This is a genomic window from Streptomyces sp. NPDC037242, assembly GCF_055604165.1.
The window spans coordinates 49,100-68,464 of sequence record NZ_JBVJUY010000034.1 but is presented as its reverse complement, the minus strand read 5'-3'; the positions used below and the strand labels follow the sequence as shown (position 1 = coordinate 68,464).

The window sequence follows — 19,365 nt, the reverse complement described above, 5'->3', positions numbered from 1 at the left end:
GGCACGTTAACCGGACTCATGTCCTGATCACCGAGGCCGGGAGGAAGTCGATGGCAGAGTCAGCGGTGGATGTGCAAGCCTTCCCTTCCAGACGCCGATGGAGAAGACCTTGATGACCAGCGACGACGCCCTCGATCAGTTCAGACACATCGCACGTGAGAGGGCATTTGGCCGGCATGTCGGGTCGGACAGGCTCATTCAGGCAGGTCTGGACGCGCTGATGGCTGGGGTCGTGAGCCCGTCCCTGGCCATGCTGGCTGGACTCCTCCGGAGCGAAGAGCCCGAGGCACGGGAGCTCTTCGACCAAGTACTGGAGGAGCTGGGACTGCTCTTCCACCCGCCCGCGGACCCCCGGGCCGCAAAGTGGGCGATGGCCTGCTGGATCGCCGGTCAGATCGCCGACGGATCCCTGGATCCCGCCGTCGGCACTCACCTCATCTGGGCAGACATCGCTTATGACCTCGGCGACCCCGAAGAGCTAGAACCCCTTGTGCACTGCGCGCACAATCTAGACGGCTGGGAGGAAAGCTGGGGAGTCTCCGTCGAAGAACTCAACAGAGAAGCGGTCGAGGCAGCGAAGCAGTTCCTTAGCAAGAGGTCTGCAGCAGAGGCCGGGGACTAACCAGGGGTTCGTTCTCCGCCCGTGGGTCCAGCCAGCTTCGACGTCCAGGCACTTGCTGGTGTCGTGCAAGGGCTTGATCTGTACCAGCTGAGCCGCAGTCGCCGCACGGATTCCGGGATCTGGCAGCTTCCCGGACTCCGACGCAATCTGCGCAGGGGCCAGCGCGGGCGTCCAGGCCGCGGAGCGGCTGGACCGGGCGATGCGGTGCGGGCCCGTGGCTGCTCGGCCGGGTCTGTGCCTTGGGCTTCGCGGTGGGGCGCATGGCGCGCCCGGGTGGGGTGGCCTTGCGCGGTTGGTCCGAAGCAGGCGCGGCGGCCCGACGGGGTCCCGGCTCGGCGTGCCGGCCCTCGCCGGACGCCTGGCGGCCTGCTTGGGCGGGCCGGCCGGCGCCGGATCTTCGGCCCGCCCCGGGGGCGGCGCCGGGCGGGGCGGCGGAGGGGGCTCGGGGATGCGGGAGAGGGGAAGTACTGGTCTTGTGTCCGGCCGTAGGGGCTGGGAGTCGAGTTGGCGGAAATCGCATCCGGAGGCTGCGAGCAGCGCGGCGAGGAGCAAGGGCAAGGACCGGCGGTGCATGCCGTCACCGCCCAGGCCGTCATAGTGCGCACTGCCCGGTGGGCGGCACGGGCCACACGCTCCCGGCCCGTCCACCAAAGCCATGGCCAGCGCCTTACTCACGGCAGGCCGCAACTCGTCGACTCGCCTACACAGGGCTGCCACGTCCGGCCCGGGGTGGTCGCGGGGCCACCATCCGTTGATCTTGCGTGGGTATCCCCGGCTTCAGCCGGGGAGGGAAACGCATCTTTGGCCCGGAGGCGCGGAGCGCCGGAGTTCTCTGCGTCTTCTTCGGTGACAGTCAGACGGGCCGCTTCTGGCTCTCGATGTACTGGCGGATCACGTTCAGTGGTGCGCCACCGCAGGACCCGGCGAAGTATGAGCGGGACCAGAAGACCGACCCCATGCCGATCCGGTTGATCCGGCCGGTGTACTCGGCCCGCAGGTAGCGGGAGCTGACGCCCTTGAGCGAGTTGATCAGCTTCGACAGGGCGACCTTCGGCGGGTAGTGGACGAGCAGGTGCACGTGGTCGGCCTCGCCGTTGAATTCGCGCAGCTCTGCCTCGAAGCTCGTGCACACCTCGCGCATGATCTCTTCGCACCGCTTGAGCATGTCGTCATCGAAGATCCCGCGGCGGTACTTGGTGACAAACACCAAGTGTGCGTGCAGGTTGTAGGTGACATGTCGGCCAGTGCGGATGTCAGGGTTTGTTTCCCAGCGCGGTGACATACGCCAACCGTAGTATGAGCACCGCGAAGCGACTGGAAGGGGGGTGGGCCGGTGATCCGTGCGTACAAGTTCCTCATGCGGCCCACCGCGGGCCAGGCGATTGCGCTGGGCGAGATGCTGAGGGATCACTGCTCGCTGTACAACGGCGCGCTGCAGGAACGCCGGGATGCCTACCGGCACGCTTCGAAGACGAGCGTCAAGTACGGGCAGCAGTCCGCGCAGCTCAAGGACATCCGGACGTCCGATCCGGAGCGCCAGGGCCGCTGGTCCTTCTCGTCGCAGCAGGCGACGTTGCGGCGTCTGGACAAGGCGTTCGCAGCGTTCTTCCGCCGGGTCAAGTCCGGCGACACTCCCGGCTACCCGCGATTTCGGGGGGTGAACTGGTTCGACACCGTCGACTTCCCCAAGGACGGGGACGGCTGCCGGTGGGCCTCCACCCCACACGACCCGGTCACCCGTGTCCGCTTCCAGGGCGTCGGACACGTCAGGGTCAACCAGCACAGGCCGGTGATCGGCAAGGTCAAGACCGTGTCGGTCAAGCGTGAGGGCCGCAAGTGGTTCGTCGTGCTCACCGCCGAGCAGGACCAGCCCGAGCCGCTTCCAGCTACCGGGTCCGTGGTCGGCATCGACCTGGGCGTAACCAACTTCCTCGCCGACTCAGGCAGTGGGTTTGTGCCCAGCCCCCGCCACGGCCGCAAGGCTGCCGCGAAGCTCGAAGCCGCACAGCAGGCCCTGTCACGGTTCCCGCGAGTCCGCCGCGACAAGCGGACGAAGAACCACCAACGAGCGGTTGCGAAGGTTGCCACCCTGCACGGCAAGGTACGCCGCCAGCGCCTCGACCACGCACACAAGACCGCTCTCGGCCTGGTCCGCGAACACGATTTCATTGCGCACGAAGACCTCAAGATCCGCAACATGATCAAATCCCCCGCGCCGAAGCCCGACCCCCAGACGCCGGGCAGCTTCCTGCCCAACGGGGCGAGCGCAAAGGCAGGGCTCAACCACTCGATCAACGATGCCGGATGAGGGGTGTTCCTCGCGATCCTGAACGCCAAGGCTGAAAGCGCTGGACGGGAAGTGATCGCCGTGGACCCCCGCGACACCTCCCGGCGGTGCCCCGAATGCGGGCACACCGCCAAGGAGAACCGGCCCACACAGGAGAAGTTCCACTGCGTCGCGTGCGGCCACACCGCGCACGCGGACACGGTGGGCGCCCTGAATGTCCTACGGGCCGGGCTGGTCCGTCGCGAAGCCCAACCGGCATAGCGAGAAGCCCCCTCATTCATGAGGGGGAGGAGTCACGCACTTGGACGGTGCCGATGGCCTCGCCATAGTCGACAGCAGCCTCCACGAACGCTGCGTACGCCTGGCGCCGCCCACCCCGGCGCCAGTGCTGGGCCCGCCGGGGTGAGCCGTGTAGTTGGACCCTGGTCACGTGCGTTGAACCAGCAGACGGTGCTTCGATGCGAAGCGATCAAGGGGCAGCTCAGTGCAGTGCGGTGGCAAGGTCCCGCCATGCGCTGCGTGCGAAGAGACGGTGGTCGGCGGTTACGACCCGGAGAGCGATGTGGTCAGCTCCGGCTGCATGGCGTTTGGTGAGCTGAGTGACGATCTCATCGGGCGTTCCGTGGAGGAACAGCGCGTCCACCAGACGGTCACTGCCGCCGTTGGCCAGATCCCGGGAGTCGAAACCGGTGCGCAGCCAGGCAGCCCGGTAGTTGGTGAGCCTCAGGTACGGGGCGAGCATGGTCCGCGCTCGTGATCGGGCAGTATCAGGGTCGGTGTTCAGGATCACCGTTTGTTCCATCGCCAGCAGGGAGGTCGCGTCGAGGTCGGACCTGGCCCGGGCCGTGTGGGCCACATCCACGAGATCCGGGTGCACTCCGAGAGAGCGGGCTGCACCCAGACGCGTCATCTGGGGTCCGTGGGCGCCGATGATGCGTGCGGCGGCGGGCAGCGGTGGAATTGCCGCGTCCAGTGCATCCAGGTAGGACCCGAGCGCCGCGTAGGGGTACTGGTAGCGGTCGATGAATTCGGCGTGGCTGACCCCCAGCCCGACCAGGAGCCGGGCCCGCTGGTGTTGGGGCAGCGCGTGGTAGGCGGCGGCAAGGCGCTCGGCAGGCTGTTCCCAGATGGACACGCACCCGGTCGCAACCGTGATCCGACCGGTCGCGGTCAGAAGTTCAGCGGCGGTGGCCAGGTCCCCGCGCGGGTTGCCGCCAGGACTGCCGCCGAGCCAGAGAGTGCCGTATCCCAGGTCTTCAAGTTCCGCCGCTGCCTCCTTGGCCTCCCCTCGGTCCCCGTGTGTGAAAGCCGTACTCCATATACCGATCGCTCCGAGGTTCACCAGCGGCTCCTACTGAGTGGGAGCTCCTTTCTAGCCTCGTGCCCTCCTCCCCATCCGGATGGTGCGTCACTCTGTCCAGAACCTGTCCACCTGTGTCCAGAAGCGTCGATGGCCGGCGAAGCAGGTGCTCAGGACGGACGCGGAACGCCCGGTGCTGACGCTCTCGTGTCGCCCGACAACAGGTGGCACAGAGGCAAGCTGGTTGTCACCAAGATCGGCCTCATCAAAATCAACGAACCGCATGCCGACCCCTCGCCCCTGCCCACCCGCGGCGGTACCGGACTCAGCGGAGGCCCCTTCGGCGAGGGATACCACCCCATGCTGCGCGCCACCCGCTTGCCATGCGCATCCGCTCCACAGTCCGCCAGCACGCCCGCCGGCCCCGCGTAGCCGATGCCTCGGCGAGCAAGGAGGCTGCGGGGGAGTGCCATGAATCAGACGGACACCCGCCCTGAAGGGACCCGACAGTTGGTCCTTCTGGCAGTGGGTGCTCAGATGCCGCCCCACGAGTCAGCCGCCATGGAGTCCCCACTCGTCGAGGCCGCCGTAGATGTGAGCTTCGGGGCAGCTCCGACAGAGCCGAACTTCTTGAGAGTGAGGGGGGCGGGGCCGTCGCGTCCCCTGACCAGACGCGACAGGGGCCTCGGCACGGCGACCGCTGTCCGCGTACCGGTGTTCACGTGCTCGACTGGTAGCCGTCGTAGTCGTTCCAGCTGGGGGACTGGGTCATCAGTTGTTTCCAGGTGGGCCAGATTGCCTGGGTCTCCTGGCGAACAAGTTCGCCAGGCATGCTGAATGGCGGGGCTTTGTGGGGTTTGTCGAGTGCTTGACCGACGATCGTGTCGTAGAGCACGGGCGCGGCGTGGAGGCGGGGCAGCGTGGCATGGATGCGGTCCGCGTAGCCGGCCGGGAGGGTGTGGGGTCCCTCGGGGCCGAGGTCGAAGCCGGCACCGGCCGTGACCAGCGCGATCTCGGGACGTTTGCGTATGGCGATCTCGTGGTGCAGGTGCAGGGCGATCGCATCCCATACGACCTCGACCCTCTCGGGTGGCACCCCCTGGTCGGTGAGGAAGCGGGCGGCCAAGTCGGCACCGTCGATATGGAACGGCTGATCGCCGTTGCCCTCGGGGCTGAGCCCGGCATCGTGTAAAAGGCAGCCCAGAAACAGCAGTTCGTCGTCATAGTCGCGATCGGGTTGCAGGCCTTGCTGCTCTCCGAGGAAGCGCCCGTAGAGATAGGTGCGCATGCTGTGGTTGAAGATCGCTGGGTCCTCGATGCCTTGCACGAAGCGCATCGCGCTCAACGCTATGTCGGTACGGGGAAAGGGCAGTTCGCCGTATGCGTCGTCGTCCATTACGTCAGCCTTCCTGGGCATGGCGGGTGAGAGGTTGGCTTCCTCGGGAACGGCTTCGGATCCGCCGCAGGGCGAGCAGTCCGCCGACTCCCGGGATGGCAGCGCGCCATCGGGCGCCCGGCGAGGCGGCAGCCGGGGCCGTCGAAGCGGCCGCGATGGTGACGAGGTAGGCCGTGCCGTGCAGCGGGCCGACGAGCGTCGTGATCGCTTGCGTGTGTGTGGTGAGCAGGTTGCCCAGCAGGACCGCGAAGGAGGCGGCCTCGGCGCCGGCCGCGATCCGCAACGTACGCAGGGGGATCACGCTCCCGTGGTGGAGCCGGGGCGGACGATCATCAGGATGACGACGATCGCCCAGAGGACGTTAAAGATGCCGGTGAGCATGGTCAGCCGCGTCGCCGCAGGACGCGGCCCATCCTGGGCGGGCGAGCCCTGGGCCAACGCGAGCAGACGCTGCTGGCCGGGCAGGATGGTCATGGCGAGGATGGCAGCGGCGATCACGGTCAGCGCGAGCGACGCGATCAGCCAGGCGTCGGTGAGGACGCCGAGTGCGGCAGCGGTGGCGAGCCCGAACACCGGCACTGCGAGACCGGCGACAGCGTAACCGCGGCAGATCTTGTGCAGGAGTGCGGCGATCGAGGCGGCCCGAGCGTCCGGGTCCGGGCCGCCGGCCGCCTGTAGCGCGTAGCGGGGGAACATCGAGGCCGCCACGGTGATCGACCCGACCGCCAGGATCGCCGCGAGGACATGTACGGACAGCAGCACCTTGGTCACTGCGGTCGCCTCCAAGTCAGAGTATGCGAATACGTTGGCTGCCAATACATACACTGCCTACATGTTTTTGGGTAGGCTGCCTACCTATGAGGGCAGACGCGGTGCGAGGGCACCTGGATGGACTGTTGCTGGCTGTGCTTGAGTCGGGCCCGCTGCACGGCTACGCGATCATCACCGCGGTCCAACACCGCAGCGGGGGCGCGCTTGAGCTGCGCACGGGCACGGTCTACCCGGCCTTGAACCGGCTGGAGCGGCTCGGGCTGCTGAGTAGCAGCTGTCAATCTTCGGGCGAACGGCGACGGCGAAGCTACGAGCTCACCGACGCGGGACGGCACACCCTGGCCGTCGAGCGCACCGCGTGGAGCGAGTTCACCGCAGCGATCGGCTCGGTCCTGAACCCCGCCACAGCGCCCGGACTTGCCACATGAACGCCATCAGTCGGCAAGCCGACCCCATCGAGGACTACGTTGCAGCCCTGACCGCGGCCCTGCAGGGCCCTGCCCGGGCCAAGGCCCGGATGATCGAGGAGATACGCGACGGCTTCGCGGACACGGTAGCGGCGCATACCGGCGAGGGAATGCCCTACCAGCGCGCCGCCCACCAAGCAGTGCGAGAGTTCGGGACGCCCGACGAGCTCGTGCCGAGCTGCCAACGGGAACTGACCATCGCCCAGGCCCGGCACACCGCCCGGGCCGTCGCTCTCACCGCTCCTTTCCTGGTCGCCTGCTGGTGCCTGTCCCGGACCGCCGACCACGATCGGCCCTGGCAGCCGGCACACACGGCTCAGCTCTTGGCCGTTCATCTGGCGGGTGTCGCGATCGTCGCCGCACTGCTCGCCGCGGCGACGCTGGCCGCCACCGGCACCCTCGCCCGCTGGCTGCCTACGCCGCACCGGCTGCCCCTCACGGTCGCCTGGACCGGTACCACCGCCAGCGTGGCCATGGCGCTCGCGACGCTTGCGCTCGCCACCGCCTCCGTCCTGGGCGCGAACTGGCTGCTGCTCGCGTTCGCCGGCGTGCTTGCAGCCGCCTCGCACGCCGTGGTGGCAGCCTCGGCCCGCGCCTGCCGCCGATGCGCGCGCCTACCGGCCACGCATCCCAACGTCTCCCGGCTGCGCGACTGACCCGCAGGCTCCGCCTTCCCTCCGGGGGGATCCATGAAGAGGCGTCACATCACCACCGCCCTTGCCGCACTGACCGGCGTCACGGTTCTGTCGCTCAGCACAGCGCTCACGTAAATGCGTTCTACTGGCGTGACACTTCCGACCCGACCGATCCTCCCCGCCGTCGTGACCTCCGCGTCCATCACATCGAGCGCAACATGACCGCGTGCACCGGGTGGACGTCACGTCGCCGAGGTGCCCGGCCGCGCGGCGAGGCCAGAGCAAAGCGAGGACGACGACCGCAATGGCCAACCGTCGGCGACTGTGAAAAGCGCTAGCCGATCACCGAAGCACGGTGATAGACATCCGGCGTGGAAAAGAATCTTGAGTTCCCTGACCTGCTGCGACTGATCGATGAGCGGTCGACCGCCTTCCGCGCCGCGGTCGCCGCCGCGCCCAGTCTCGACGCACAGGTGCCGACCTGCCCCGACTGGACGCTGTTCGATCTGGTGAAGCACCTGGGTGGGGGAGACCGTTTCTGGGCCGCCATCGTCAGCGCGGGGCCTGCCGACGGTCCCCCGGCCGAGGCCGCCGCTGCGCGCGCCGCTCTGGAACTGCCGCGGGAGCGTGAGGCCCTGCTGGCCTGGTTGGCCGCGTCGACGCAGCTTCTGCTGAGCGCCCTGCGCGAGGCAGGACCGGAGAGCGGTTGCTGGGCGTGGTGGAGTGGCCTGCAGACGCCGCGGACCGCTGGTGGAGTCGCCCGGCACCGGGTCCAGGAGAGCGCGGTGCACACCTACGACGCCCGGCTCGCCGCGGGCGCCGCGCAGCCGCTGCCGGCCGAGGTCGCCCTCGACGGCGTCGAGGAGTTCCTGTTCACCTGCGTCGCGTCGCCCAGCGCCTGGCCGCACAAGCCCACGACCTTCGACTTCCACGCCGCCGAGGGCCGCTCCTGGCGCCTCACGGTCGACGGCGACGGCGCACGCTCCACCCGCATACCCGCACCCACTGCCGCGACCGGCGAGGACTCGGACGCGGCCGGCGCCTCCGTCCACGGCACGGCCAGTGAGTTGGTCATCTACTTGTACGACCGTATCCCGGCCGACTCCTTGCGCGTTGACGGAGACGCAGGGCTGCTCGACCTGCTCCGCGCTTGGGAACCGGAGGAGTAGGACGTAGCGGCGGCGGCGGCGGTTGGCTTGCGCCTCGAGCCGGTAGACCACGACCTTCACACCAGGTTCGTGAGTCGTGGCACCGGGCTCAAACCGGCGAGGCGGCCTCGAGGCGTCACCCAGCCGACCGTCTACCTGGCCAGAGCTCGAACTCACCACCTCCGCACGGTCAGAGACGAGTACTCGACCTGACCGCCGACCTCGTCATCGACCCCGACCTCACCGCTTGGCAGTGGAAGGACGAAGACGAGTACGCCCAGGTCCGGCGCCTGGGCATCGTCACCGACATCGAGCACCAGGCGGTGGACCTCGCCCGCACCCAGGTCCTGGCGATGCTGGAGGAACGGGCCGGGCCGTTCGCGGACGCCGACCGGTGGGCTGCCTGGCGCTGGGAGCCGGCCTGGCCCCAGCCGCGGCTGCCCCGGAGCTGCGGCGAGCCGATGGGACGGCGCTCTTGACCGACGCGACCAGCGCGCGGGTCATGTCGCTCAGGGCGTCGTTGGTCGTGAACGTAGGAGGTCCGGCCTCGGCGGTCGCGGCTTGCGCACCGGAAGCACGGTTCAGCTGTTGTCAAGGTCGAGTCCCGACACCAGAGGTGCCCTTGACAGGCCATCGCCGAGGAACTGGGCGAGGTAGGCACACCCACCCACTTATGGGACAACCCTTGGGGGGCGCGGAGATGCAGAACGGCAGGACCGTATCCTGAGGCGGAGGACGCAGGGACTGCCGATGCGTCACACCGCCTGTCGCAGCCGGGCGGCGCCCCACACCGGGTACCAGGTACCCGTCAAGCGATCTGGAGTTGACCAGTGATCAGTCTGGCCGCAGCAGGGGGAGTGGCCCTGGTCGAACTGGGCATGGCCGTGACTCCGGGACCGAACATGATCCACCTCGCCTCGCGCGCGATCACCCAAGGCCGCAGGGCCGGCCTGGTCAGCCTGAGCGGGACCGCGGTGGGATTCCTGTGCTACCTGCTGGCCGCGGCCGCGGGACTGTCCGCGTTGTTCGCCGCCGTGCCGCTGGCGTTCACGGTGGTCAAGCTCGCCGGGGCCGTCTACCTGGCTTACCTGGCCTGGGGCATGCTCAAGCCGGGCGGCCGTTCGCCCTTCGCCCCGGCCCAGGACCTGCCTCCGGTCTCCGACGCCCGCCTGTTCTCGATGGGGCTCCTGACCAACCTGCTCAACCCCAAGATCGCTCTCATGTACGCGGCTCTCCTGCCCCAGTTCATGGATCCGCAGGCGGGTCCGGACTGGGCGCAACTGCTCCAGCTCGGTGGTGTGCAGATCATCGTGGGGCTCTCCGTGAACGGTCTGATCATGCTGGGGGCAGCACGCGTTTCGGGGTTCCTGGCGGCCCGGCCCCGCGTGATGACCGCGCAGCGGTTCGGGGCAGGTGGCTTGCTCGGCGTCTTCGCGCTGCGCACCGCCCTGTCCCGTACGCCTGTCTCGGCCTAAGCGCAGAGGTGCGGACGGTTCGGTGCGGCAGGCCTCCGGGGTGCCGACTCGTCCGTCTGCTGCGAAGGTCGTGCGGGGCCTGTGCGGCCGCGCATGTTGTGTGGTGAGCCGGCGGCCGGGGATGTCGGGGTGCGGCCTGGCACTGCTGGCCGGGACTTCTTGTACGGCGGCTCCGCCGTCGGGATCCGCGCCGCCGAAGTCGCAGCCGGCGCAGGCCTCACCCGCTGAGTCACCCTCGCCGCCTACTGCCTGCACGCCCTGACCGCCGCCACCACGCTCACCTCGACCGCCGCCCGGAGCCGGCTCGTGGACGTGACCCTGCGTGGGCTCCGGCCGGTTCCCTGACCTGCCCAAGGTCAGAGTTCCGCGTGGTGTGCCGGACCCCCTGGCCGGATCCGCCGGGCGGCACGATACATTTCACGGCATGGTCACGGCCCGCCCCGCACCCGGCATGCCGCGGGCCCGCACCAGCGCGGGCCCGCTGCGCCTGCTGTTGCTGGCCGCCCTGATGTTCGGCTTCCTCTACACCCACGCCGCGGGCGCCGACAGCGCCACAGCCCACGTCACGGGCATCCCCGCCTCCGCACCGCAGGCCGTCGCAGACCGGGCTCCGGGTGACGGCCACCGCCACGACGGCAACCTCGGACACGACGAGGGCGGCCACTCGCACCCCGCCGAAGCCTGCGACTCCGCACATCCCCCGAGCGGCAAGATCCTCGACGCGCCACGGCTCGTCCCCCTGGCCGGTCAGACAACCGTCGGCCCGCAAGTCGCCGCCCGAGCCGACGCGAACACTGCAACAACCCTTCCCCCCTTGCGAAGTTCCCTCAGCTCCGTGGTGCAGCAGGTATAGATCTGGGCAGTTTGCCCCGGTCCATCCCTTTTTGTCCATCGTGCCGTCCGCCGTCGTCCGCCCTGTCAGGCGTACGCCGTCGTGAACCACGCATGCCTTCGCAAGGAACTTCCATGGCTCAGGCCCAACTTCTCGATGCCCGCACGCCCGACTCCGAAGAGAACGGCGGCCGCGCCGCCCGCCGCAGAGAACACACCCGGCAGGCCCGCCGCCACTCCCTGGCAGCCCGCTACCTCGGCTACGTCGGCTATTTCGTCGGCGCCGGCCTCATCAGCGGCGCCGTCGTCCACCACCCGCTCGACCCCGCCCGCTACACCCGCATCGCCCTCTACGGCGCCGCCGTCTTCCTCGCCGCCACCATCCTCAACGAGTTCCTCCTCACCCGAGAACGCCCCGGCCTGCCCCGCATGCTGGTCGTGATCGGCGCGTCCCTGACGCTCTCCTTCGGCATCGGCATGCTCTCCGGCGGCCTCCAGCACTTCGACGACTTCCCCGCCCGCGGCGCCGTCCTCGTCCCCGCCGGCCTCGTCGTCTCGTTCGCCGCCTACGTCATCAAGGACGCCGACACCCCGGTGCGGAGGATCTTCAGCCTCCTCGGCCTCGCGGTTCTGATCACCGCAGCCCTGGCCTTCCTCGGCCTGCGCCAGGTGGCCGCCTCCATGGAGACCACCCCAGGCGGAGGCCACAGCCACGGCACCGCCGAGAACCCCGCCCCCGAGAACCCCGCCCATCACGACGAAGACCCTTCGGCCACCCCGCCGTCTCCCTCCACGACCCGGACGCCGGGAGCAGCCCCTACGACGGCGGGTCCGTCAGCCCCGGCGACCTCCGCCCCGGACGGCCACGCTCACTCGCACTGATTCGGCACATGAATGCTGAGCCGCCAAGGCGATCACGGCGTCGCGCCTCAGGTGTCGCGCGGGCCCTCCCAGTTCGTGGAGCGGCGGCGGGGTCAGGGGCTCGGTAGGGCCGGTCCGGCCCCGGGCCGGTAGTGAGCCCTCAGGTAGATGCGGGTGCGGTCCGGGGCGTACGCGTGGGCGTAGAGGAGGACGCAGGGCTCCTCGGACATGTCGTACGCCTCGGGCACGCCGGAAGGGGGCGCGGTCGGCCCGCCCGTGTTCGAGCCCGGGCAGACGTATCCGTAGCGCACGCCGTCCTTGAGTGTCTCCGGCTCCGGAAGGCCGAAGTGGGCGAAGTCGTGCGGTGGGACGGGATCGGCTGCCGTGGGCTCCAGCCACTTGCCCTTCGGGGGGTTCTCCTTCAAGTACGTGTCCGCTTCGGCCCGGGCCAGCGTGAAGGTGAGCAGGCCCTTGTCGTAGCGGGAGGTGGTCTCGTACGCGGCCTCCGGTGACCGTGCCGTACCCGGCACCGGGAGGCCCATCTGCCTGCTCATCCACTCCGGTGTGATGCCGGGCGCCCAGTCGGAGCCCGGTGTCCGCCCCGTGCCGCCGTCGGCGCCGTTCGGACCGGCGCACCCGGCCCCCGCGAGGAAGACGGCGATCACGCCCGCTGCGGCTCGCACCGCGAGCGGCCGGAGGCGGGAGGTTCGGGTGCCCCCCGTGGGGAATCCGGTCATCGGACCGTGCCCCTCCCGCCACCCGTCGTCGGCGGACGGTCCTGCTGTTGCTCCCGGCCGGGATTGGTCCGTCCGTCCCTGCTCTCCCCGGGACCGGGGAGAGGCTCCTGATTGCTGGCCTCGGCGGACCCCAGCTCGTAGTGCCGCACTCCGCTGCTGCCGGACATGTCGAACTCCTGGGCGACCCCAGCCCGGTGCAGCTCGGCCAAATCCCCGTCGGGGATCGAGAAGGGGCCGATGTCGACGCCCTTGCCCTTGTCCCAGTTGTAGCGGTCCCAGACGTTGGCCTGGTAGTCGATGCCGATCCTGGGATTTCCGTTCTCGTCGGGAACCACCGTGACGACCCCGGTGACATTGGTGTTGGTACTGCCCACCGCGAAGAACCAGTTCTGGTCGACGTCCTTGCTGAAGTGGAAGCCGACCGGTGCCCTGGCCTCGACCGGAAAGGCGATCGGCTGCCCGCCGTTCTTCCGGAACTCCTCCAGTGCCTGCGTGCGCCAGGCGTCCTGGTTACTCCGAACGATGCCGTCGACGTACGTCTTGAAGGCGGGCACGTCCGCCATCATCCTGTCCACCGGCAGGTCCACGGGAGTGCCGCTGTTGCCGAGGAAGTGCGACATGTGCCGGGCCGCGTCGGTCATGCCCTTGAAGTCGGCGGCCTGGACCAGGAGTTTCATCTTCTGCTTGGTCTTCCAGTCGTCGAATCCGTCCGATTCGGAGTTGTACGCCCCGGCACCGGCGTCCGCCGCGACCTGCGGCATGGTCGGGCTCAGGATGCCCGCCGCCATCAGTTCGTCCTTCCGGGCCAGCCAGAGCTGGGCCCGTGCAGCCGGACTCAGTGACTCCCACAGGCGGTGCAGCTCCGCCCGCTGCTGCGGATTCGCGCCCTTCCCGAGAGCGGCGAGCTCCATGGCGTGCGGGAGTTGTTCCTCGTCGAGAGAGGTGTACTGGGCGTGGCCCGCGTTCTGCGCGTCGCTGCCGTGGCTGTTCCGCAGGGCCCGTGCGGCGGCGGCGTCGACTTCGGCGGCGTGCCGGATGATGCCGTTGAGGGTGTCCCGGTACCACCGGATTCGATCCAAGGTGCGCTGGTCGGTCTCCCCGGGAGTGCAGACGGTCACGGTGACGATCACCGTGCCGTCCGCGCCGCTGAGGACCGCGAGTCCGAGGTCCGGCGGATTGCGGGACGGGTCTCCCTTGGCGGCCTCCTCGGTGAGGTACCGGGCCTGTTTCTGGTACTGCGTCAACTCGGCGTGCGCGTCCGCGAGGACGTTCGCGATGCTGTCGGCCTCCCTCTGGAGGTCGGAGAACTCCTTGGCCGCTTTGCCGATGAACTCCCTCGTCACACCGGCGTTGACCCCCTCCCAGCGGGCCTCGTCCGACTTCTTGACGAGTCCGCCCCGGACATCGCTCTCCAGCTTGGCCAGCTCGCCGGCCACGGTCCTCCAGTCGGCCGCGGCGGTGCCGAGGCCGGTGAGGTCCAAGGCCATGAGGTCCGAGTAGGTTAAGACCCCCACCCGTCCCGCCCCCTTCCCCTACTTGAAGTGGTCGTTGAGCGCGGAGATGGACGGCGGGCCGGTCCGGCCTTGCAATTCGGCGGCGATCCTCGCGTCCTCCCGAGCGTGCAGCTTCTTGCTGTAGTCGAGGTGGTTCGAGATGTGCGCGCACGCCTGCAGGACGTGCTTCACCTGCGAGGTCCAGACCTCGACGGTGAGTTCAAGTTCCGTCCCCAGCGTCAGATTGCGGCCCTTGAGCGCGGCGGCGGCCCGCATGGTGGATCCCGCCCCATTCTGGTCGATGCCGGCCCCGGCGATATCGGCCCGCTTCTTGAGCTCTCCGTGCACTATGGCGGCCTCATGCCCCACGGCGCCCAAGTCGTCCTGGTACACGACGAGATCGCCGTTCTCGGCGGAACCGGCGCCCGGAGCCAGGTTCAGTCGTGTCTTGGCTTCGTGGCGATCCCCCGCAGCCGTTTTGGCCTGCTCCCACTCATCCCACACCATGCGTCCTCCTACGTCCGCCCCGCTGTGGAACCTCCCGCCACCGTAGCCGAGCCAAACGTGTCACGGACCGAATTCCCGCCCTGGGCCCGGCAGTTCGGGCGAGCGCGAGAGCGGGTGCGCCCCGTTCAGCGGAAGGCGTTGGCGTTCTCCGTAGCCCACTGCTGGAACGGGCGGGCGGGCGTTCCGGTGACCCGTGCAACTGTGTCGCGCACCTTCAGTAGTTCGTCGTTCACGTCTCCGCCCGTGACGTCGAGGACCGCGTCCGCGGCCTCGGCGCCGAAGACCTCTGCCATCTGTGCGTGGGCCTGCTGGCGGCTGATCTCGGCGAAAGGAACGTTCCGACCCAGGGCTGCCGCGATGGCCTCGACTTGTTGTCGGGCGGTCACCGGCTCCGGACCCGTCAATGCATAAGTGCGCCCGTGGTGGCCGGGCTCGGTCAGTGCCACTCGTGCCACCGTCGCGATGTCCGCCGGATGGATGGTCGGCAGCGCGGTCTCGGCGTAAGGCGCGTGGACAGTCTCCCGGCCACGGATGGACGCGGCCCACATCAGGGCGTTCGATGCGAACTGCGTCGGCCGCAGGATCGTCCACGCCATGCCGCTCGCCTTGAGCAGTTGCTCAACCGTCAGGTTCTCGCCGGCGGGGCCGAGGTGCGGGTGGGTCTGGACGGTGATGGACGACACCAGCACGACATGCTCGACATCCGCCTGCCGGGCGGCTTCGATGATGTCGGCGTCCGAGCCCAGACGCGACACAAGAAACAGCGAGCGCACCCCTTGAAGCGCAGGCTTCAGCGTCGCCGGCTCTACGAAGTCGCCCTCTACGGCCTCGACCCCAGCGGGGAAGCGGGCCCGCGCGGCATCGCGGGTCAGCCCCCTCAGCGGCCCGACACCGCGCGCGTGCAGCTCCTTCAGCAGCGCACCGCCTATGTTTCCGGTGGCTCCGGTCACGAGGATCATGAGCGTGTCTTCCCGTCATCAGATGAGCAAGTAGACGACACGCTAGAACCTCAATCATGCTTCAGGTCAAGGAGTGTCTGACCACTCCCGCGGCTGAGCTCGTACGTCCCCACCAGGAGTGGCGTGCCGCTCATGTTCGGCCCGGGCGGTGTGGTCGGCGGCGATGTCAGCGCTCCGGGGAACTGGAACGCCGGTGCCGGTCACGTCATGCTCCAGCAGGTCGCGCAGTTGACTCCCGGCCGGCCCGCGGAGGCTGCGCTGCCGGGGGACCAGCTGACAACGCGGCGGGGTTTCGGGATAGGCATGGAGATGGGGCCTGTGCTCGTCGAGCACAGACAGTCGCCGGTGGCTTTGACCAGCAATTCGTCGAGGCTACTGGTGCGGGCGAAGCGGCGGACGGTGGAGTGGTCCAGCCGCAGCGTCCGGCCGATCGCCGCCAGCGACTTCCCCTCGGCCAGCAGTGCACGGACTGCCTCGTATCTCTGGGTCGTGCGGGCCACCAGACGCCGCGGGTGGCGGCGGACGTCGAGAGTGCCGTCCGGTGTGACGAACGGCGCGACCACCGCCTCAGACGGCTCCGGCGTGACCAGGTCCCTGGCGGTTGCCTCCGCCATGACCGGGGTCGCCGCGAACGCGGCCCGGATGCAACCGTGGTGAGAGCCGAACGTCTTCTCCATCGCATCCGCGACGTTCCGTCGAACCGAGGTCCGGACGGGGGCGGGGAATTACGTGAGGCCGAAGGTGCGCCCCGTGGGGAATTGGGGGTGCGGTCAGATCCGCTCGACGTATCCCCCAGCCATTCCGGGCCTGTCCTGGACCGGACACCCATGGTGACGGACCACCCGATAGCCCGTCAGAGTCCGGGTGGTGTGTAGTTGCACATGCCGTAGCGGCATGTGGTGTCTTCGAGGGCACCACAGTACGAAAGGCCCTGTCTGCGATGTACCCCTCCGCCACGCCTCCCCGCGAGGTCAAGATCGGCGATGCCGCCGCCTTCGCCGGAACCACCCCGCGCGCCATTCGTCACTACCATCAGATCGGTTTGCTGCCGGAGCCCGAGCGAGGCGGAGACGGACGCCGCCGCTACGGCTACGACGACATGATCCGCCTGCTGTGGATCCGCAAGATGTCCGAGGCCGGCATCAGCCTGGACGACATGCGGGCCGCCTTTGACGAAGCCCGGGACGTCGAGGACGTCCTGGGCCGGTTGGAGGAGACCCTGGCCGCCCAGGAGGCCGCCATCAAGCGTCAGCGCGCGGCAGTCCGGCGCCTGCGGGTCGTGGGCAGCCCACTCGGCTTGCTCTCCCCGTTGGTCACGGACCGGATCAGTCACCTGCCTTCTGGCGCACTGCGCCCCTCCGACCTGGACGCCCTGCTGGTCACAGAACGGATCTTCGGGCCGCTGGGAGCCGCAGTTCAGGCCAGCGTGTTCATCACCCTGGCGACCCATCCCGGCCTACGGGCCGAGGCAGACCGCCTCGACGCGGCCGACGCCGCCCTCGATGACACCGTCGACCCCCACGACCCGCGGGTCGAGGAACTCGCCGCGCAGCACTGCGCCCACCACAATGCCCTGCTCCAGGCCATTGAAGCGGCCGGACTGGACGAGGCCGAGGAGAAGCTCTTCGAGATCTACGACGCCGAGGCGAGCGGCGAGGAAGACGTCCAGATGAGTGCCTTCGAAGCGGTGACCAAGATGCCCTATGGCTTCTCCGCGGCCCGGACGCGGTGCATGGAACTCACAGCACGGCTCCTTGCCGGGGACCTCTCCCCAGACAGCTGATCGCTGGTGTGGCCGTGAGTGAGGATCCCGGATTGGCCATCGACACGAAGCCAGGGTCTCGACGTCTCGACAGGGCCCGCACACTCCACGAGCGGGAAACCCAAGCCGACGCCCCGGCCTGGTTCCTGGGGCAGTCCGTGCAGACATGCACGAGCCGGTGGACATCACGCCGCCCGTACCCTTGCGTCGCGACGCACAGTCCGTCGTTGCTTCTTGGGGCTCAGGAGGGCCGGCGCGGCGTGCAGTCGTCTTCGCTGCCCTTCGCGCCAAAGATCTCTGTGTGCCCGAGCATTCGCTGGGCGGCAGGCCTGAGGTTGTTCCTGGCCAGGTGCTCGACGCCATTCGGGTCGGACGCCGAACTCGCGCCGGACATAGCCCCTGTCTCAACACACCCGCGTCGTCACTCCCATCGACATCCCGTCTGACGTAGCAGCCCGTCAGCGAGCGCATATCAGGGCAGGCGCCATTCCATTCCTCTCCTTACCTACGTCACGCAACGGCGCGCGACGGGAGCCATGGAAGTAGGGCCCGATGCCGACCCAAGGCCAGAGAGGGATGCGCACCCCGACTACGACTCGCACAGCTGCCAGCCGCAGCAGTCAGCCAGAGTTCGAACTGCGCTGTGTAGGACTCCACGTCGTCATCCAGCGTGTTCCCGCGTGGCCGATCGGGCTCATCACGACTACAGGTGGTGTAGTCGCGACCTGGTGGACGAGTCGCTAGGCAGCTCCACCGAACTCCGTGGGCGTCCTCAACGCGTGGCAGCCCCGCCTCCTTCGCGATCTCGGAGAGGCTCATGGCCCCGGACTCGAACAGCCCGCGAAATCGTCGAAGCTCCATACATCGCTGTGGGTCCAAGACCACGGCGAGCCGCCCTCCACCACCCTGAACAGGCCAGCGGCAGGCTGCCCAGCAGCAACCCTCAGCACGTCAAGAACTGGGCATGCTCATTCGTACGTTACTGGGCACACGCCGACATCGCGCCCCGCGCTCTACACCTCAGAGCATCCGCTCGGCCGTCGCCGCCCGTGCTCGAAGCGCGTCAGCCTCCTCGTGTCGGCCCCAGCCATCCAGGATCCGCGCCCGGTATGCCATCGCGTAGCCGTCACCCAGTTTCTCGGCGCGCAGAAACACCTGCATGGCCCGCTCCAGGTCACCGCAGTCCTGGAAGGCTACGCCCAGCGCGGTGATCGGGAACGCCTCGTCCTGTGCGAGGATCGCCGGCGCCCAGCGCTCGATACCGGCCGCATCGCCGCGCTCGAGCGCCTGCTTGACGAGGCCGAGCATGGCGTCCGGATCACCCAGCGCCGCAGTCTTCTCCCAGATCACCTGCGCGCGGTTCGCATCGCCAGCCACCGCGTGCAGCATTCCCAGGTTGAAGCCCGCAATCACGTTCCCGGCCGTCCATGCCCGGCCCCACCAGTGCAGCGCACCGTCCCGGTCACCCTTCGAATACAGGCCCGCCGCCAGGTTCCCCATCGCCACATCGTCGCCCAGCTCCGCCGCAACCGTCAGTTCGGCCAGTTCCTCGTCCCGCTCCGACCGCCGACGAAACCACCAAGCCATTAGCGACAACCCCGGCAGCACAGCTGCACCGATCCCCGGAATACGGGCCAGCGAACATCTCTCACCCGGCGATCATGCCAGCCCATACCGGGACAGCTCGGCGAGGGTGGTGACTCGCTGGGCCAACGAGGTCGACGTGCCCTGCTCCTGGCGGACCCACTCGGTTCCTCATCCTGGGCGACCGAATCAGTCTTCTCATGGATGGCTCCAGGCGGCCGTCAGGTTGCTTGGGTCAGACTTGCTTGGTCATGACGCTGAGCCACAGGAGCTGCGGCTATGATCCCCGAAACCCGGGGGTGAGCGATTAAGCGCGGGCTTCTTGTGAGTGTCGGCGTAGTGCTGTTAGTGGTGACCAGTTGCACGGAGGTCGATTCCCCTCTCAGTTCTCCTCCCCTTTCCTCAGCTCCTTCTTCGCCTGCTTCCTCCGTATTTCCTGATCCGCCCGAGCCCGGTCCCGCTACGCCACTGGGCGCCGCGACAGCCACCGTGGAGGACGCGCAATTGGTGTGTCCACGGCGATGTGCCGC

General features: G+C 68.8%; 20 protein-coding genes and 2 pseudogenes. 11 read left to right on the top strand and 11 right to left on the bottom strand.

The genetic code is table 11. The features are described from left to right. The first annotated feature begins 112 nt into the window (after positions 1–112). On the top strand, positions 113–622 hold the full coding sequence (locus ACZ7GJ_RS31255; RefSeq protein WP_470756295.1) for a hypothetical protein: 510 nt from the start codon (positions 113–115) through the stop codon (positions 620–622). An 853-nt stretch (positions 623–1,475) separates the two neighbouring features. Here the strand turns inward: ACZ7GJ_RS31255 and tnpA are convergent. After that, on the bottom strand, positions 1,476–1,904 hold the full coding sequence (gene tnpA / locus ACZ7GJ_RS31250; RefSeq protein WP_470756293.1) for an IS200/IS605 family transposase: 429 nt from the start codon (positions 1,902–1,904) through the stop codon (positions 1,476–1,478). 51 nt (positions 1,905–1,955) lie between these two features. Between tnpA and ACZ7GJ_RS31245 the strand changes: the two are divergent. Beyond that, positions 1,956–3,170, top strand: a pseudogene (locus tag ACZ7GJ_RS31245) (RNA-guided endonuclease InsQ/TnpB family protein). A gap of 220 nt (positions 3,171–3,390) precedes the next feature. Here the strand turns inward: ACZ7GJ_RS31245 and ACZ7GJ_RS31240 are convergent. The 4 genes from ACZ7GJ_RS31240 to ACZ7GJ_RS31225 all read right to left on the bottom strand — a co-directional run bounded on the left by ACZ7GJ_RS31240 (position 3,391) and on the right by ACZ7GJ_RS31225 (position 6,376). Beyond that, a complete protein-coding gene (locus ACZ7GJ_RS31240; protein ID WP_470756291.1) occupies positions 3,391–4,251 on the bottom strand; it encodes a TIGR03620 family F420-dependent LLM class oxidoreductase in 861 nt (286 codons plus the stop codon). A 676-nt stretch (positions 4,252–4,927) separates the two neighbouring features. Next, positions 4,928–5,605 carry an HD domain-containing protein gene (locus tag ACZ7GJ_RS31235; RefSeq protein WP_470756289.1) on the bottom strand — a complete coding sequence of 226 codons (678 nt, stop codon included), beginning with the start codon at positions 5,603–5,605 and terminating at the stop codon, positions 4,928–4,930. Positions 5,606–5,609: 4 nt separating this feature from the next. Next, positions 5,610–5,906 carry a hypothetical protein gene (locus tag ACZ7GJ_RS31230; RefSeq protein WP_470756287.1) on the bottom strand — a complete coding sequence of 99 codons (297 nt, stop codon included), beginning with the start codon at positions 5,904–5,906 and terminating at the stop codon, positions 5,610–5,612. Then, on the bottom strand, positions 5,903–6,376 hold the full coding sequence (locus tag ACZ7GJ_RS31225) for a DUF2269 family protein (RefSeq protein ID WP_470756285.1): 474 nt from the start codon (positions 6,374–6,376) through the stop codon (positions 5,903–5,905). The genes ACZ7GJ_RS31230 and ACZ7GJ_RS31225 overlap by 4 nt, the downstream gene beginning before the upstream one ends. An 86-nt stretch (positions 6,377–6,462) precedes the next feature. Here ACZ7GJ_RS31225 and ACZ7GJ_RS31220 point away from each other — a divergent pair, with 86 nt between their 5' ends. The 8 genes and pseudogenes from ACZ7GJ_RS31220 to ACZ7GJ_RS31185 all read left to right on the top strand — a co-directional run bounded on the left by ACZ7GJ_RS31220 (position 6,463) and on the right by ACZ7GJ_RS31185 (position 11,814). Continuing rightward, positions 6,463–6,804: a PadR family transcriptional regulator gene (locus ACZ7GJ_RS31220; RefSeq protein ID WP_470756283.1), complete on the top strand. Its 342-nt coding sequence runs from the start codon at positions 6,463–6,465 to the stop codon at positions 6,802–6,804. Continuing rightward, a complete protein-coding gene (locus tag ACZ7GJ_RS31215; protein WP_470756281.1) occupies positions 6,801–7,499 on the top strand; it encodes a permease prefix domain 1-containing protein in 699 nt (232 codons plus the stop codon). The genes ACZ7GJ_RS31220 and ACZ7GJ_RS31215 overlap by 4 nt, the downstream gene beginning before the upstream one ends. A 350-nt stretch (positions 7,500–7,849) precedes the next feature. After that, positions 7,850–8,647, top strand: a complete 798-nt coding sequence (locus tag ACZ7GJ_RS31210) for a maleylpyruvate isomerase family mycothiol-dependent enzyme (protein WP_470756279.1) — start codon at positions 7,850–7,852, stop codon at positions 8,645–8,647. Next, a pseudogene (locus ACZ7GJ_RS31205) lies at positions 8,629–8,934 on the top strand (DUF402 domain-containing protein); the annotation flags it as partial. The gene ACZ7GJ_RS31210 and the pseudogene ACZ7GJ_RS31205, both read left to right, overlap by 19 nt. A 15-nt stretch (positions 8,935–8,949) precedes the next feature. Then, a complete protein-coding gene (locus ACZ7GJ_RS31200) occupies positions 8,950–9,105 on the top strand; it encodes a hypothetical protein (protein WP_470756357.1) in 156 nt (51 codons plus the stop codon). A 351-nt stretch (positions 9,106–9,456) separates the two neighbouring features. Continuing rightward, the gene (locus ACZ7GJ_RS31195; protein ID WP_470756277.1) at positions 9,457–10,101 is read left to right on the top strand and encodes a LysE family translocator; all 645 of its coding nucleotides are present in this window, start codon (positions 9,457–9,459) and stop codon (positions 10,099–10,101) included. 424 nt (positions 10,102–10,525) lie between these two features. Continuing rightward, complete coding sequence (locus tag ACZ7GJ_RS31190) at positions 10,526–10,954, top strand: hypothetical protein (RefSeq protein ID WP_470756275.1); 429 nt, start codon at positions 10,526–10,528, stop codon at positions 10,952–10,954. Between the two features lie 113 nt (positions 10,955–11,067). Continuing rightward, positions 11,068–11,814 (top strand): hypothetical protein, encoded by a 747-nt coding sequence (locus ACZ7GJ_RS31185; protein ID WP_470756273.1) that lies wholly within the window; start codon positions 11,068–11,070, stop codon positions 11,812–11,814. Between the two features lie 92 nt (positions 11,815–11,906). On the opposite strand, the gene ACZ7GJ_RS31180 is transcribed toward ACZ7GJ_RS31185, so the two are convergent. The 5 genes from ACZ7GJ_RS31180 to ACZ7GJ_RS31160 form a co-directional block, all read right to left on the bottom strand. Then, positions 11,907–12,530 carry a hypothetical protein gene (locus ACZ7GJ_RS31180; RefSeq protein WP_470756271.1) on the bottom strand — a complete coding sequence of 208 codons (624 nt, stop codon included), beginning with the start codon at positions 12,528–12,530 and terminating at the stop codon, positions 11,907–11,909. Then, positions 12,527–14,017 carry a hypothetical protein gene (locus ACZ7GJ_RS31175; protein WP_470756269.1) on the bottom strand — a complete coding sequence of 497 codons (1,491 nt, stop codon included), beginning with the start codon at positions 14,015–14,017 and terminating at the stop codon, positions 12,527–12,529. Before ACZ7GJ_RS31175 ends, ACZ7GJ_RS31180 begins: the two co-directional genes overlap by 4 nt. Positions 14,018–14,062: 45 nt before the next feature. After that, positions 14,063–14,530: a hypothetical protein gene (locus tag ACZ7GJ_RS31170; RefSeq protein ID WP_470756267.1), complete on the bottom strand. Its 468-nt coding sequence runs from the start codon at positions 14,528–14,530 to the stop codon at positions 14,063–14,065. A gap of 125 nt (positions 14,531–14,655) precedes the next feature. After that, positions 14,656–15,489, bottom strand: coding sequence for an SDR family oxidoreductase (locus ACZ7GJ_RS31165; protein WP_470756265.1), 834 nt, complete (start codon positions 15,487–15,489; stop codon positions 14,656–14,658). 200 nt (positions 15,490–15,689) lie between these two features. Further along, positions 15,690–16,166, bottom strand: a complete 477-nt coding sequence (locus tag ACZ7GJ_RS31160) for a helix-turn-helix domain-containing protein (protein ID WP_470756263.1) — start codon at positions 16,164–16,166, stop codon at positions 15,690–15,692. 263 nt (positions 16,167–16,429) lie between these two features. On the opposite strand from ACZ7GJ_RS31160, the gene ACZ7GJ_RS31155 reads away from it, so the two are divergent. Continuing rightward, positions 16,430–17,272 (top strand): MerR family transcriptional regulator, encoded by an 843-nt coding sequence (locus tag ACZ7GJ_RS31155; protein WP_470756261.1) that lies wholly within the window; start codon positions 16,430–16,432, stop codon positions 17,270–17,272. Positions 17,273–18,271: 999 nt separating this feature from the next. Here ACZ7GJ_RS31155 and ACZ7GJ_RS31150 read toward each other — a convergent pair. Next, positions 18,272–18,838 carry a hypothetical protein gene (locus tag ACZ7GJ_RS31150; protein WP_470756259.1) on the bottom strand — a complete coding sequence of 189 codons (567 nt, stop codon included), beginning with the start codon at positions 18,836–18,838 and terminating at the stop codon, positions 18,272–18,274. Positions 18,839–19,365: the final 527 nt, after the last annotated feature.